A 15,200-nucleotide genomic window follows, 5' to 3' on the forward strand; every position below is an offset into this window, starting at 1 on the left:
GGGGCGGCCCGCCCCGGGTGCGCCGGCCGCGCCCCGGGCCCCGGTCCGTGCCCGGGGCCCGCACGGCGCCGAGCCGGGCGGGCACCCCCAGGGGCTCGGGTGCCGGTCATCTCGACGACAGGCTCTGGTACGCGACCGGTTGGCCGATGTGCTGGGCGGCGGTGCCGGAGCGGTGCATGCGCTGCCACTTCAGTCTGGTGCCGAGCAGGAAGGCCACCACGGACTGGATGATCACCAGATACATCAGCTGTCGGTAGACGAAGAGCTGGAACGGCATCGCCCACAGCGACTTCACCGGCTCGCCGTCGAGCCGCAAGGCGTATCCGGCGCAGGCCAGTTGGAGTGCGAGAAAGCCGACCCACACGGCGGCCGAGAGCACCGGACCGCGGAACAGCGCCCCGTACAGGGCGAAGACATCGACGATCGGCGCGAACAGTGGCAGGGCGACCTGGAAGAGGGCCAGGTAGCTCAGCCCGCGCCGTCCGAAGCGTCCGGCCGGGCCCACTTCGATGACGGCCCGGCGGTGCTTCCACATGGCCTGCAGGGTGCCGTAGCACCAGCGGTAGCGCTGCCGCCACAGCTGGCTCAGCGAGGTGGGCACCTCCGTCCAGGCGATCGCGGCTTCCTCGTAGACCACCCGCCAGCCCGCCTGCCACAGGGCCATGGTGAGGTCGGTGTCCTCGGCGAGCGTCTCTTCACTGACCCCGCCGACGCCCATCAGCGCGTCCCGGCGGAAGGCCCCGATGGCACCGGGGACCGTCGGCATGCACTCCAGCACCTCGAACATCCGCCGGTCGAGATTGAACCCGAAGACATACTCCAGGTGCTGCCATCTGCCCAGCAGACGGCGCCGGTTACCGACCTTGGTATTGCCGCTGACCGCGCCCACGGCCGGGTGGGCGAGCGGCTGGATGAGCCGGTAGACGGCATCCGGCTCGAAGACGGTGTCGGCATCGACCATGACCACGATGTCGTACCGCGCACGGCTCAGGCCGGTGTTGAGAGCGGCCGCCTTGCCCGCGTTGACCTGGCGGATCACCTCCACGCGGGGGTCGGCGATCCGGGCGGCGAGGTCCGCCGTGGCGTCCGTCGACCCGTCGTCGATCACGATGACCTGCAGCTGCGCATGGGTGGAGGCGAGCAGCGAACGGACGGTGGACTCGATGCCCGCCTCTTCGTTGTAGGCGGGCACGAGGACCGTCACCGGTTCCATGACCTCCCGCAGCCAGGGGGAGCCGGGGCGGAAGCGCGTCAGCCGCCGGACATGGGTCCGGGCGAAGAAGACGAGGGACGCCAGTCGCAGCACTCCCAGCGCCCCGGCGATGCCCAGCACCCAGGTCATCCCGTTCACGAAGGCGTACCCGGCGGCCTTGGCCCAGACCAGGGCCGTGCCCAGCCCTCGTTCGACGGCGGAGACCGGCTGCTCGGCCGCGGCCAGCCCGGTTCCGTACGTCACGGTGGTGAACTTCTGGACGTTCGGGTTGTTGAGCAGTCTCTCGGTGTCCTTGTAGGCGGTGTCGGTCTGGCTGAACTGCCGGATCACGCCCTGCGACGGCTTACGGAACCACCGGTCGGCGGCGACCAGGGTGTAGCCCTCCGCGCCGGCCTGCCGGGCCGCCTTCCACTCCGCGCCGCACATCGTGTCCACCGCGGTGGTCTGCGGCAGTCTCAGCAGATTCGTGTGGATGCCCGCCGTGCCCGCCAGCGCCTTCTGCGTGAGCGAGAGTTCCAGCCGGGCCCGGAGGGGCGATGCCGTGCCCATGTCCGCGCCGGTGTAGGTGTTCGAGCCGACCTCATGGCCCTCAGCCCGGATGCGCCGTACGAGGTCCGGGTGTTGGGCGGCCTGGGCGCCGTACAGGAAGAAGGTCGCGTGCGCATGGTGCTTGCGCAGCAGATCGAGCAGGCGTGGCGTCCACACGGGGTCGGGGCCGCCGTCGTAGGTGAGTGCCACGGTACGGGCGGGCATCCCGGCGGACTTCACGGTGTCACCGTTGAGGCGCACCACCGGCCCGCCCTGGCTCACCGCCGTCGGCACGGGTTCGGTGCAGTCGCGCCGGGTCTTGGCGGCGTCGACCTCGTGGTTGGTCCAGCCCTCGAAGAGCAGGGCGCCGAACGCCAGCGGAAGTAAGAGGCTCAGCAGCAGCCAATGGCCGCGCGGGTCACGGGACTGCGCATGCCTGCCCCGGTTGGTCCGGCGCCTCACGTCGTGGCCGAGGTGGGCCCGGCCACGGCCGGTGTGGGGTGTCTCGGGGCGGGGGTGGTGGGGACGGTGGCTGTCGCCGAGGCCGCCGCGACGCGGGCGGGGGACCACGGGAGCGCGTCGGCGGCCGAGGCCTCCGCCGCACTCTTCGTCGGAGCCTCCCGCCCGTACGGGACCCGTCCGTCGTCAGCGGCGGACGCCCGCTGGGGAGCGCATCCGACAACGGCGGCCGGGTTCCGCAGGCCCTTTCCGTGCCGGCCCGAAGCATCGGCACATGGCTGAGAAACGCGTATTTTTTGGCGTTTTGGGTTCCGACTGGCCTCACACATGGTCGGCGAGTGTACTCATCAGTTATCCGGGGCAGGGGAGTACTTCCAAGATCTCTCGCCGGTGTGACAAGGCTCCGGCGCAACGCTCCCGGCACTGCGCCCCGCTTACGTATGACCAGGTCAGAGGCGTGCCTTCGGGCGTCTTGCCCGGTATTGCGGCCTCCGCCTCGACGGGTTCCGCCACCCCGCCCTGAGAGTGTTCTAACACCTGACGCCGCCTCATCGCGGCGCGGGCGCGGCGGATCGCGCCGCCACGACTCCTGGCCGGAAAAGCTCTTATCCGCCGGTTCCGCCGGACCTAATTTTGACTGTGTGACCGGATGAGAAATCTGGTCACAGAGTCAGAGGGGGACGGCCGTGGATCGGGTGGAGCGTCGCGAACGCATCCTTGAGGTGGCCGGGGAGTTGCTGCTCGCCTGGGGCTACCGCCGTGTGACGATCGACGAGATCGCCCGGCGCGCGAAGGTCGGCAAGGGCACGGTGTACCTCCACTGGAAGACCAAGGACGCGCTGTTTCTGGCCGTCGTGCTGGAGACGCAATTCCGCAGTCATCAGCGGCATTTGGCGCGGATGCGCGCCGACCCGCTGGAGATCCTGCCGAGCCGGATGCTGCGCGGGCACTTCTGCGACTTCCTGGACGAGCCGGTGCTGCGCGCCGTGTACACCGACGACGCCGATGTCCTCGGCCGGCTCAACGACACCGCGAAGAAGGAGTTCACCGAGCTGATCGTGGAAGGCGACCGGATGGTGCTCGGCCATCTCGAAGTGCTGCGCCGGCACGGTCTGGTGCGCGACGACCTCGACGTACACCACCAGCGATACGCCCTGATGGCCATGGCCACCGGCTTCTTCACGGGCGAGGCCCTGCTCGTCGGCCGCGCCCCGGCCGCCCCGGAGGTACGCGCCGACATACTCGCCCGAACGGTCCGCAGCGCACTGGAAACGTCCCCCGGGCAGGGGGCCGCAGCCGCCGCGGCGCCGGAGGTCATCGCGCTCTACGAACAGTTCGGGGAGCTCACCGCGCGCGAGATACGCCGGCAGGTACGTGACTGATCCACGCGCCACGGCGGCGGCCGGTCCCGGCACCGCAAGTCCGTTTCGAGCCCCGCTCCGCAGCCGCTTTCCCCGACTCCCGGAACGACTCCCAACCCGGAGGAGAACGAAAGATGTCGGCATTACCCACCTCTCCGTTCGCTGCACACGTCGGGAAACACCCGGGCGAGCCGAACGTGATGGACCCGGCGCTGCTCACCGACCCCTTCACCGGCTACGGCGCGCTGCGTGAGCAGGGCCCGGTCGTACGGGGCCGGTTCATGGACGACTCACCGGTCTGGCTGGTGACGCGGTTCGAGGAAGTCCGCCAAGTCCTGCGCGACCAGCGGTTCGTGAACAATCCGGCGTCGCCGCCCCTGGACTACTCGGCCGAGGACAACCCGCTGACCAGGCTGATGGACATGCTCGGCCTCCCCGAGCAGTTCCGCGTCTATCTGCTCGGCTCGATTCTCAATTACGACGCCCCCGATCACACCCGGCTGCGCCGTCTGGTGTCGCGGGCCTTCACGGCACGCAAGATCACCAACCTGCGGCCGCGTGTCGAGCAGATCGCCGACACACTGCTGGCCCGGCTCCCCGAGCACGCCGAGGACGGCGTCGTCGATCTCATCCGGCACTTCGCCTACCCCCTGCCGATCACCGTCATCTGCGAACTGGTCGGCATACCCGAAGCGGATCGCCCGCAGTGGCGGGAGTGGGGCGCCGACCTCATCTCGATGGAGCCGGACCGGCTCGGCACCACGTTCCCGGCGATGATCGAGCACATCCACCGGATGGTCCGGGAGCGGCGCGGCGCGCTCACCGACGATCTGCTCAGCGAGCTGATCCGTACCCATGACGACGACGGGGGCCGGCTGAGCGACGTCGAGATGGTCACCATGATCCTCACGCTCGTCCTCGCCGGTCACGAGACCACCGCCCACCTCATCAGCAACGGCACGGCGGCGCTGCTCACCCACCCCGACCAGCTGCGCCTGCTCCAGGAGGACCCGGCCCTGTTCCCCCGTGCCGTCCACGAGCTGATGCGCTGGTGCGGGCCGGTGCACATGACGCAGCTGCGCTACGCCGGCGCCGACGTCGACCTCGCCGGCACACCGGTCCGCAAGGGCGATGCCGTCCAACTCGTCCTGGTGTCGGCGAACTTCGACCCCCGCCACTACACCAACCCCGACCGTCTCGACCTGACCCGCCATCCCGCGGGCCATGCCGAAAACCATGTGGGTTTCGGCCACGGGGCGCACTACTGCCTGGGCGCCACACTCGCCAAGCAGGAGGGCGAAGTCGCCTTCGGCAAACTGCTCGCGCACTACCCGAAGCTGTCGCTGGGCATCGCACCGGAACGTCTGGAGCGGACGCCGCTGCCGGGCAACTGGCGGCTGAACTCGCTGCCGGTGCGGCTGGGGTGAGAGCGGGTCACGGGCCCAGGAGGTAGGGGGTCACGGCCTCAGGAGGTAGTGGGTCATGCCCCAGAAGGTGGCGGTCACGCCCCCAGGAGGTAAGGGGTCCCGTGGTGCCCGTACGGCGGACCGGTACCACCTACCGGACCCGTGCGGGACGCCGGTACTCCCTACCGGGACCCGTGCGCGACGGCCGTCCCGTACGGGTCCGGTTGGGGACCTCGCCTGTTGTCGCTACTTGCCGCTGCCCGCCGACGCCTGCCAGGTGACCGGTTCGCTGCCCTCCCCCTCGCCGTCGAAGAGGACGGCAGCCGGGGCGTCGCCCTTCGGCAGCAGGTGGATGGAGCACTCGGTCACCGTGCCGTTCGGCTTCACCATCTTGTGCGGGACGGCTTCGGGGCACTGGCTGACCCCGGGGCCGCCGATGTCGATCAGGGTCAGCTTCTTCACGGTCCGGCCGCCCACGGTCCGCAGCGCCACTCCGTCGCTCATGCTCGGCAGCAGGTCGTACTTGCCGCTGTTGCGGTACTGCATCGTCACGTAGAACGGGACCAGCTTCTTCTCGTCCGCGTCCAGGTCGAAGCGGCTCAGGTCGGCGAGGGAGCCGGTGCGCACCCCCTTCGGCGTGATGCGCAGCGATACGGGGCGGCTACGGCTGTCCGTGGTGATGCCGTCGGCGGGCTTGCCCGCGGGCAGCACCCCGGCGGACGCGCCGCCCTTGCCACCGCCGACCCGCCAGATGAGGGTGTCGCCGCCGTCGTCCTTGTACGAGACGGTCGCCGGCTGCCCGTCCTTCGGCAGCATGAAGATCCCGCAGATCGCAGCCGAGGCGCCGGGCGCCAGCTTGGCCTTGCCGCTCTCGCGGCACTCGGGCGGCAGGCCCGAGTCGGTGGCCATCGGATTGCTCCGGAACAGCGAGAGCTGCTCGGCGGCCTGGCCGTCGGCCCCGTTGACGGAGAAGTTCCGCTCCGGGGAGACGTCGCTCACCGTGTCCTTGCCGGTGTTGGTGTAGGAGAAGGTGAGGTAGTACGGCACCATCCCCTTGAATTCGTCGTCCAGTTGGATGTGCGCCAGGTCGGAGTCGGAGCCGCGGGCCAGCCGCGTGGGCGTGATCCGCAGCTGGTGCGCCTTGTGGTCGGTGCCGGTCCAGGTGGCCGGGCGGGGTGTGGCCTTCATCGGCAGCGGCTCGGCGGGCGTGACGGCTTCCGTCGCCCCCGGCTTCGCCTTGCCCGCGCCGGGTCCGCCGGCGCACCCGACGGCCAGCAACATGAGCGCACTGACACTCGCGGCACCGGCAATACGTATGGGAACGCGCATGAATAACCCCCGTTGATGTGTGTCGCGTGGTGCCTACCACGCGATGTTGTCGCTCGTCGCCCGTTGCCCGACGCCCGACGGTCGGTCCGGGGCTGTTGGGAAAGCCTTGGCCGGTCGGGGTCCGGTCCCGGTCGGTCCGGGTGGGTCCGGGTGGGGTCCGGGTCGGTCCGGGTGCGGACCGGTCGGCCGGGTTCCGGTCCCGCCGGGCGGTTTCCCGTCCGGTCGGCCGGGTTCCGGTCCGGCCTGGCGGGCTCGCGCCGGCGCCCTCTGGACGGGCCGGTGCGACAGATTAGCCGCCCCGGGGAGCGGGCGGATGACGGGGCCGGGCGGACCTCCACACCCCAGCCGGACCTGGACAGGTACCGGGCCTCGTCCGCAAGCAGGTACGGCTGCCATCAGCGGATACGGCTGTCGTCAGCAGGTACGGCTCGCCCTCAGCGAGTACATGAGGGGGATACGGGGGCGGTCGCCGGGGAAGCGGTGGAAGCCGTCATCGTCGCGGCGCAGTGCGGTGAAGCGCTGGAACATCGTCATGTCGTGCTCGTGCAGGAAGTCGATGCGCAGGCCGGCACCTGCCAGGGCGGAGACGACATCGCCGAGCGGGTGCTGCCATTCGACGCTTCGGTTGTTGACCGTCGGTGCGCCGAAGTCCGTGTAGGTACCGGGGCTTTCGTCCACCCACGCGTCGCGGCTGAAGTAGTCGTGGACGACGCGCGATCCGGTCTCGTCGTCCAGGGCGTCGCACAGCGGGTGGAATTCGGCGAGGTAGAGGAAGCCGCCGGGAGCGACGAGGGAGGCGGCGGTGTCGGCCCAGCGCTCCAGGTCCGGGAGCCAGTTCAGGGCGCCGATGCCGGTGTAGACGATGTCGTACGCGGTGTCCGGGACGGCTTCGGCGGCGTCATAGACGTCGGCGGCGACGAACGCCGCGCGGTCCGGGCCGTAGCCGAACTCGGCGGCCAGCTCGCGGGCGGCGTCGATGGCGGGTTCGGAGAAGTCCAGGCCGACCACGCGGGCCGCGCCGCGATGGGCCCAGGAGAGGGTCTCCTGGCCGAAGTGGCACTGGAGGTGAAGGAGGGACCGGCCGGTGACTTCCCCGACCTCCGCGACCACGAAGTCACGGAGTACGTCGCGGACCCGCCGGAATCCGTCCTGGTCGTAATAATCGCTCGCAGTGTGGATGGCGACCCGCTCGTCCCACTTCGCGCGATTGCTGTCCCGCCAGTCATCCGGGCCGGTGTGTCTTCGCATATGGCGAAGTTATCCACAGCCCGGTGACCCTCGCCAACGGAATTCTTGCGCCGGGCGCAGAATGGGCCCATGACTGACGAGACGACCGCAGACCCAGGCCACGCCAGCGCTCCGACCCCTTCGACGACCGACACCCACGACACGTCCGGGACGGGCGCGGCCGCGGCCGATCCGACAGCGGTGACGGGCGGGGCGACGAAGGACTCGACAGGCTCGGCGCGCTCGACAGGCTCGGCAGACTCCAGCGTCGCGGACACCGCGATGCCGGACTGGGAGAAGCGCTTCCGTGCGCCGCGGATCGGGCTGCCGGACTGGGCCGAGGACGCCCCGGGCCGTTCCTTGTTCGTCTCGAACGCCACCGGCACTTTCGAGCTGTACGCCTGGGACCGGGAGACCGGCAGTCAGCGGCAGGCCACGGACCGGCCGAACGGCACGACGGACGGGACGCTGTCGCCGGACGGCCAGTGGGTCTGGTGGTTCTCGGACACCGACGGGGACGAGTTCGGCGTCTGGATGCGGCAGCCGTTCGCCGGCGGCCCGGATGAGCCGGCCACCCCGGGGCTCGCCGCCTCGTATCCGGGCGGACTGGCGATCGGCCGGGACGGGACCGCGGTCGTCGGGTGCTCCACGGACGAGGAGGGCTCGACGGTCCATGTCGTACGGCCGGGAGAAGCGCCGGTGGAGATCTACCGGCACCGCGAGTCGGCGGGCGTCGGCGATCTCTCGCACGACGGCTCGCTGATCGCCCTGGAGCACACCGAGCACGGCGATGCGATGCACTCCGCGATCCGTGTCGTACGGCCCGACGGCTCCACGGTCGCGGAGCTGGACGACACCAACGGCGGGACCGAGGAGCTGGGCCTGTCGGTGATGGGTTTCGCACCGGTGGACGGGGACGCCCGGCTGCTGGTGGGGCACCAGCGGCGGGGCCGCTGGGAGCCGATGATCTGGGATCCGCTGACCGGGACGGAGACGGCCCTGGAGATAGACCTGCCCGGAGACGTGGGTGCCGACTGGTATCCCGACGGGTCGGCGCTGCTGGTGGAGCACGAGTACCAGGCACGGAGCGAGCTGTGGCGCTACGAGCTGGGCGAGCCGGGCGTCGCCGACGTTCCGGCCGGTGCCACCGACGCGGCTGCTGCGACCGGCCGCCCGCGGCTGACCCGGGTCGAGACCCCGGCCGGCACGGTCTCCGGTGCGACGGCGCGGCCGGACGGAACGGTGGAATTCCTGTGGTCGTCGGCGGCGCAGCCCCCGGAGGTGCGGTCGACGAGCGGCGAGGTCGTACTGGACCCGCCCGGCATGAAGGCGCCCGGGTCGGTGCCGGTGCGGGACGTATGGGTGGAGGGACCCGGCGGCCGTATCCACGCGCTGGTGCAGCAGCCGGCGGGTGACGGTCCCTTCCCGACGGTCTTCGACATACACGGCGGACCGACCTGGCACGACAGCGATGCATTCGCCTCGTCCCCCGCGGCCTGGGTGGACCACGGCTTCGCGGTCGTACGCGTCAACTACCGCGGCTCGACCGGCTACGGCCGCGCCTGGACGGATGCGCTCAAGCATCGCGTCGGGCTGATCGAGCTGGAGGACATCGCCGCGGTGCGCGAGTGGGCGGTCTCGTCCGGGCTGGCGGATCCGGAGCGGCTGGTGCTGGCGGGCGGCTCATGGGGCGGCTATCTGACGCTGCTGGGGCTCGGTGCGCAGCCGGAGGCCTGGGCGGTGGGCCTGGCGGCGGTCCCGGTCGCGGACTACGTCACGGCGTACAACGACGAGATGGAAGCCCTCAAGGCGATGGACCGGACCCTGCTGGGCGGCACCCCCGAGGAGGTCCCGGAGCGCTTCGAGGCGTCGTCGCCGCTGACGTATGTGGATGCGGTGCGGGCCCCGGTCTACATCTCCGCGGGCGTCAACGACCCACGCTGCCCGATCCAGCAGGTGGAGAACTACGTCCAGCGGCTGGCGGGACGCAGTCATCCGCACGAGGTCTACCGCTACGACGCCGGACACGGCTCCCTGGTCGTGGAGGAGCGCATCAAGCAGGTCCGCCTGGAGCTCGACTTCGCCCAGCGGCATGTGATCGAGAAGAGCTAGAGCCCGAGAAGCGTTCGGGGCCGATGGGGCGCCCCGTGGACCGGGCGGGGCACGACGGGGTTCCCGTCGGCTCGGGCGCGGCACGGCGGGGTGCCGCCTGGCTCGGGCGTGGCACGGCTGGGTGCTCTCTGGCCTGGGTGCGGCACGGCGGGGTGCCCTGTGGCTCGGGCGCGGCACGGCTGCGTGCCTGTGGGAGCGGTTCGCCACGGCCGGACGCTGCCTGGTGGCCCGTGAGCAGGGCCAAGGGGGCGCCGGGAACCCCAGCGAGCAGTGCGCCGCCGCGGGTCGCTACCGGGTAGGCCGTGGGCGGGGATCGCCATGGGGAGCCGGGAATCCCAGCGAGCAGTGCGCCGCCGCGTGACGCTACCGGGGTCCGTGAGCGGGGCCACGGGAGGCGCCGGGAACCTCAGGGAGCGGTCCGCCGCCACGGGACGCTACTGGGTTGCCCACGGGCGGCGCTCCCCGTGGGGGGGACGCTACGGGGGAACCCCACGGCCCGGGCGCGGCATGGCAAGGCGCCCGCGGGAGCGGTTCGCCACGGCCGGACGCTGCCTGGTGCCGGTGGGTGGGGCTCCCACGGGCGGGGGTGCCCCACGGCTGGAGGCTGCCACATGCCCCCCCAGGACGGGGGGGGTGGCGCCACGGGAGGCGTGCTCGTGGGAGGCGTGCTCATGGGAGGCGTGCTCATGGGAGGCGTGCCCTGCGTCGGCCGCCGGCACGGGCTGCAGGTGGGGGTGGTGGGGAGGGGCGGGGAGGGCGGGGGGCGGGGCCCGGTCAAGCCGTGGCGTGATGTGCCAGCGCGGCATGTGGGTCAGTGCCCTCGCTGGTGTGATCGGTGTGCACGGTCGCGGCGGTGAGCCGGGGGACGGCGTGGATCAGGGCGTGTTCTGCGGCGACGGCGAGTGCATGGGCCTGCACCACGGTCAGACGGGAGTCGACGACGATGTCGGCCTCGGCGCGCAGGGTATGGCCGATCCAGCGCATGCGGACCTGCCCGACGCCGCGGACACCGTCCACCGCGCGCAGTGCCAGCTCGGCGGCGTCGATGAGTGCGGGGTCGACGCAGTCCATCAGCCGCCGGTAGACCTCCCTCGCGGCGTCGCGCAGCACCATGAGGATCGCGGCGGTGATCAGCAGGCCGATGAGCGGGTCGGCGGCCCGCCAGCCGAGGGCTGCGCCGCCCGCGCCGAGGAGGACGGCGAGGGAGGTGAAGCCGTCGGTACGGGCGTGCAGCCCGTCGGCTACGAGCGCCGCCGAGCCGATCTTGCGGCCGGTGCGGATGCGGTAGCGGGCCACCCATTCGTTGCCGACGAACCCGATCACGGCGGCCGCGGCCACGGCCCACAGGTGGGTGATGTCGCGGGGGTTCAGCAGACGGTCCACGGCCTCGTATGCGGCCAGGGCCGAGGAGGCGGCGATCGTCAGCACGATGGCGATACCCGCGAGGTCCTCGGCCCGCCCGTAGCCGTAGGTGTAGCGGCGGTTGGCGGCCCGGCGCCCGAGGACGAAGGCGATGCCCAGCGGTACGGCGGTCAGCGCGTCGGCGGCGTTGTGGATGGTGTCGCCGAGCAGGGCCACCGACCCCGACAGCGCGACAACCACCAGCTGGATCACGCTGGTCAGGCCAAGTATGCCGAGCGAGAGCCACAGAGTGCGCAGGCCCTCGCGGGAGGTCTCCATCGCGGCATCGACCTTGTCCATGGCGGCATGGCTGTGCGGGGTGACGAGGTGGGCGAGCCGGTGCCGGATCCGCGACCAGCGGCCGGAATCGCGGGGGCCGTGCGCGTGCTCGTGCTCGTGACGAGGACGGCCGGTGCCCACCTGGCCGTGTCCGGCATGGTCCACGTGACCGGCATGGTCCACGTGACCGGCATGGTCCACGTGACCGGCATGGCTCACGTCCGCGGCGCGATCCACCCCCGCAGCACGGCCCTCCTCCGCAGCTGCCCGCTGCTGCCCATGCTGCTGGTCGCGGTGGCTGTGATCATGGCCGTGCCGGTGGGTCCGTTTGCCTGCCATATGGCCTACGGTGGCACGCCGAACCGATTGCAGCTACTGCCGTCGTACGGCCTCTGACCAGCTGCAATCTCGTTGCAGAAGCGAGGGGGTCGCGGCGGGGTTCAGGCCCGCCCGGCCCGCGCCGCCTCACCCTGGCCTGCGCCCTGCTCCTCGGCCTGAGACTGCCGCTCCCCGGCCTGAGGCGCGCCCTCGTCCCCCTCCGGCACGATCCCCAGCGCCGCGTCCTTCGCGGCTTCTGCGTCGCGGCGGAAGAGGCGGAACCACATGAAGACCACGAAGCCGGCGAAGACGAACCACTCGCCGGTGTAGCCGAGGTTCTGGAAGGCCTTGAGGTCCAGGCCGCTGCCCTCGACGGCGGCCGGGGGCACGGCGTGCAGCGGCGCCTGGGCGTCGGTGACCGTGATCCAGGCGTCGTAGACCTCGTACGGCACGATGTTGACCAGCGAGGCCGCGCTGATCATGCCGAGCTGTCCCTGCGGCAGCCCGCCGCCGGCCTGTACGCCGTCGGTGCCCTGGTTCTCGGAGGCCTGCAGCGCTCCGGTGACCGTCACCTCGCCCTTGGGCGGCGGGGGCACCTGTGCCATGTCGGCCTTCGCGCCGGCGTCGCCGGGCAGCCAGCCCCGTACGACCGGTAGCGCCTTGCCGCCGTCCGTGCGCAGCAGATTGAGGACGTAGAAGCCCTGCCGCTCGCCGTGCTTGTCCTTCAAGGTGCGGGCCGGTACGAGCAGTTGGTGCCCGGTGTCGTAGTGCCCGCGGGCGCTGGCCTGCCGTCCGGAGGTGACCGTGTCGACGGGCAGCAGGTCGGCCAGCGGACGGGCCGCGGCGGTCTTGGCCCGGGCGGAGCGGTGCTCCTGCTGCTGGTGGGTGTTGACGCGGTCCTCGAAGCGGCCCAGCTGCCAGCTGCCCATGAAGATGCAGAGCGGAATCGCCAGTACGGCGAACACGTTGATTCCCCACCACCGCGGGGTCAGCAGGAACCGGTACACACCACCAACGGTACGGGGCCCGTGCGGCGGGGCCGCACCGCCCCCTCCCCGGCCACGCCCTGTCGTCAGGACCTGGGCTGCGGCTGCTACGGGGTCGCCAGTGCCTCGGTGCGGTACACCGTTCCGGCACAGGCCTCCGTGATCTTCGCGTCGGCCGCGGCGGGCTCACCGGCCTCCGGCGTATGGCTGAGAACGATTCCACCGGACGCCGCGCCGCCGCCGGCCCCCTCATCGCCGCCCGCCTGGCCGCCGCCGTCGCCCGTTGCCGTGGCCCCGGCATCCGGGGACTGCCCCGGGTCCTTGGAGGGGTCGGGGGTCGGCGACGGGCCGGGATTGACGCATCCGGTGGCGCCGCCGCCGGACTGCGGGATCCAGGCGAACTTGACCTCGTACGCCTCGCCCGGCTTGAGAACCAGCTGGTCAGGGGTGGTGGCCGGGTCGGGCAGGCCGGTGGCCTCGTCGCCCGATGTGTGGTCGACGACATGGATGTGGTCGGGGTTGGTGGAGCCCTGGGCGACCAGGCCGACGGTGCCGCCGCCCTCGACGGAGCAGGCGGCGCCGGAGGTGTTGACCACCCGGAACGTGCCGTAGATGCGGCCCGTGGAGTCCGCCGCGCCGACCGTGCTGCTGCCCTTCCCGAGCTGGTTGCGCCCGCAGGCCGGCGAGGTGACGTCCATGGTCTCGTCCGGGGCGGGGGTGCCTGCGCCCTCGCCGGGGCCCGCGCCGTTCTTGCCCTTGGCCTTGCCCGTGCCCTCCGGCTTGCCCGCGCCGGGCGTCTCGCCGCCCCGCTCGGTCGGCTGCGGGCCGGCCTGCTCGGTGCCTTCGCCGTGGGTGCCGCCGCTCAGGCCCTGGGCACGCTGGTTGCTTCCCGCGTTGGCGGCCCGCTCCTCGGAGCTGTCGTTGAGGTTCACCACGTGGACCATGGCGGGGATGGACGTACCGCCGAGCAGCAGCGCGGCGGCCGCGCCGAGGACGACATGCCGACGGCGCTGACGGCGGGCGGGCACCGCGCGGCGCAGCTGATCCAGCGCGTCCGGCGCGGGTTCGAGGGCGCCCGCGCGGGACTGCAGCAGCCGCCTCAGGTCGTCCTCGCCGCCGAAGCCGCCGGTGGGGTGGCTCCGGCCGTGGCCGTCGCCCATGCCGCCGCCGAAGGCGCTGTCGGTGTGCGCCTCGCTGCCGTACGCATGGTGGTCGGCCCCGTCATCGGCGTCTGCGCCACCGGCGTCCGCTCCGTCCGGGCCGCCGAGCGATGTTCCCGCCATGCCGGCGGGTGTTCCCTCGGCGTCGGCCGCCGCTCCGCCCGTGCCGGCCGGTGCTGCGTCCCTGCCGGCCGGTGCTGCCTGCGTGTCCGCCGGTGCCGCGTCCGCGACACCGATGTCATCGCCATTGCCGGATTCCTGGCAGGCTTTCGCGCCCGGCCCGGACGCCTCTGCCCGCCGGCGGCCCTCGCCCGGCTCGCCGCCCGGGTGGCCCTGCGCCTCGCGCGCCGCATACGGCCCGCGCGCCGCCTCGCCGGGCGCACCACGGGCTCCGGTCACCTCGCAGAGACGGCCGTACGGAGCGCCCGCACGCTGCGAGTTGAGCGGGCCGGGCCCGTTGCCGCGTGTGCCGCGCCGGTTCATCGGGTCGAGCGCAGTGCTCGGACTGCTGGAACCGGCCGGGGTGACCGGCCTGCTCGGAGTGATCGGATGGAGCGGTCCGCTCGACGTCATCGGGTGGCTCGGGTGGGTCGCGTCGGGCGAGCCACACGAGTCGAACGGGTCGTACCGGCCAAACGCTGTGCCACTCATGCCGGAGCCTCCATCGCGACGCGGAGCGCCGCGATGCCCCGCGACCCGTAGGCCTTGACGGAGCCGAGCGATATGCCCAGCGTCTGGGCCACCTGCGCCTCGGTCATATCGGCGAAATAGCGCAGCACCAGCACCTCGCGCTGCCGGCGCTGCAGACCGCGCATCGCCTGGATCAGCTGGTCCCGCTCCAGCAGGTCGTAGGCGCCCTCTTCGGCGCTCGCCATGTCGGGCATCGGCTTGGAGAGCAGCTTGAGCCCGAGGATGCGGCGGCGCAGCGCGGAGCGCGAGAGGTTGACGACCGTCTGCCGGAGATAGGCGAGGGTCTTCTCGGGTTCGCGCACCCGTCCGCGCGCGGAGTGCACGCGGATGAAGGCTTCCTGGACGACGTCCTCGCAGGAGGCGGTGTCGTCGAGGAGCAGCGCGGCGAGACCGAGCAGGGAGCGGTAGTGCGCCCGGTAGGTCTCGGTGAGGTGGTCGACTGTGGTGCCCACTGCCATCGCGTCGTCAGTGTCCCCATGCTGAGGAGGAATCTGCGCGGGACGCGTGGTGGGCCAGGGAGCGATCACTGGCATGCCGCCGGACGCAAGGGGACGCGGCGGGCGCACTGTTGCGCCTGCTGCCCCCGCTGGGGCGATGGTGAATCCGAGTACCTCTGCCACGCTTGTTGGACACGCTTCCCCCTGTAAGGGTTGTACGCGTAAGGCACCGCTTTTGACGATGCATCAAATGCCCTCATGCGTACCAGCTCTTCCTGAATGCCCTAATTACCC

General features: G+C 71.8%; 11 protein-coding genes. 4 read left to right on the forward strand and 7 right to left on the reverse strand.

Annotated features, from left to right (window positions below; genetic code table 11):
- Positions 1–106 precede the first annotated feature (106 nt).
- A complete protein-coding gene (locus tag ACGFWI_RS02640; protein WP_393904076.1) occupies positions 107–2,203 on the reverse strand; it encodes a bifunctional polysaccharide deacetylase/glycosyltransferase family 2 protein in 2,097 nt (698 codons plus the stop codon).
- A 683-nt stretch (positions 2,204–2,886) separates the two neighbouring features.
- Here ACGFWI_RS02640 and ACGFWI_RS02645 point away from each other — a divergent pair.
- Both ACGFWI_RS02645 and ACGFWI_RS02650 read left to right on the forward strand, forming a co-directional pair.
- Entirely contained in the window at positions 2,887–3,582 is a 696-nt protein-coding gene (locus tag ACGFWI_RS02645) for a TetR/AcrR family transcriptional regulator (RefSeq protein ID WP_393904077.1), read from the forward strand.
- Between the two features lie 113 nt (positions 3,583–3,695).
- The gene (locus tag ACGFWI_RS02650) at positions 3,696–4,988 is read left to right on the forward strand and encodes a cytochrome P450 (protein WP_393904078.1); all 1,293 of its coding nucleotides are present in this window, start codon (positions 3,696–3,698) and stop codon (positions 4,986–4,988) included.
- A 225-nt stretch (positions 4,989–5,213) separates the two neighbouring features.
- Here ACGFWI_RS02650 and ACGFWI_RS02655 read toward each other — a convergent pair whose 3' ends face one another.
- Complete coding sequence (locus tag ACGFWI_RS02655) at positions 5,214–6,296, reverse strand: hypothetical protein (RefSeq protein ID WP_393904079.1); 1,083 nt, start codon at positions 6,294–6,296, stop codon at positions 5,214–5,216.
- A gap of 414 nt (positions 6,297–6,710) precedes the next feature.
- Positions 6,711–7,544: a class I SAM-dependent methyltransferase gene (locus ACGFWI_RS02660; RefSeq protein ID WP_393904080.1), complete on the reverse strand. Its 834-nt coding sequence runs from the start codon at positions 7,542–7,544 to the stop codon at positions 6,711–6,713.
- A gap of 261 nt (positions 7,545–7,805) precedes the next feature.
- Between ACGFWI_RS02660 and ACGFWI_RS02665 the strand changes: the two genes are divergently transcribed.
- Positions 7,806–9,635, forward strand: a complete 1,830-nt coding sequence (locus ACGFWI_RS02665) for a S9 family peptidase (protein ID WP_393904355.1) — start codon at positions 7,806–7,808, stop codon at positions 9,633–9,635.
- Between the two features lie 774 nt (positions 9,636–10,409).
- Here the strand turns inward: ACGFWI_RS02665 and ACGFWI_RS02670 are convergent.
- Positions 10,410–11,480, reverse strand: coding sequence for a cation diffusion facilitator family transporter (locus tag ACGFWI_RS02670; protein WP_393904081.1), 1,071 nt, complete (start codon positions 11,478–11,480; stop codon positions 10,410–10,412).
- Here ACGFWI_RS02670 and ACGFWI_RS02675 point away from each other — a divergent pair, their 5' ends adjacent.
- Positions 11,481–11,711 carry a hypothetical protein gene (locus tag ACGFWI_RS02675; protein ID WP_393904082.1) on the forward strand — a complete coding sequence of 77 codons (231 nt, stop codon included), beginning with the start codon at positions 11,481–11,483 and terminating at the stop codon, positions 11,709–11,711.
- A gap of 44 nt (positions 11,712–11,755) precedes the next feature.
- Here ACGFWI_RS02675 and ACGFWI_RS02680 read toward each other — a convergent pair whose 3' ends face one another.
- The 3 genes from ACGFWI_RS02680 to ACGFWI_RS02690 all read right to left on the reverse strand — a co-directional run bounded on the left by ACGFWI_RS02680 (position 11,756) and on the right by ACGFWI_RS02690 (position 15,089).
- Positions 11,756–12,640 carry an SURF1 family protein gene (locus ACGFWI_RS02680; protein ID WP_393904083.1) on the reverse strand — a complete coding sequence of 295 codons (885 nt, stop codon included), beginning with the start codon at positions 12,638–12,640 and terminating at the stop codon, positions 11,756–11,758.
- An 86-nt stretch (positions 12,641–12,726) separates the two neighbouring features.
- A complete protein-coding gene (locus tag ACGFWI_RS02685) occupies positions 12,727–14,430 on the reverse strand; it encodes a hypothetical protein (protein WP_393904084.1) in 1,704 nt (567 codons plus the stop codon).
- The gene (locus ACGFWI_RS02690; RefSeq protein WP_393904085.1) at positions 14,427–15,089 is read right to left on the reverse strand and encodes a SigE family RNA polymerase sigma factor; all 663 of its coding nucleotides are present in this window, start codon (positions 15,087–15,089) and stop codon (positions 14,427–14,429) included. Before ACGFWI_RS02690 ends, ACGFWI_RS02685 begins: the two co-directional genes overlap by 4 nt.
- Positions 15,090–15,200: the final 111 nt, after the last annotated feature.

This window comes from Streptomyces sp. NPDC048434 (assembly GCF_043200375.1).
Classification (GTDB): Bacteria; Actinomycetota; Actinomycetes; order Streptomycetales; family Streptomycetaceae; genus Streptomyces.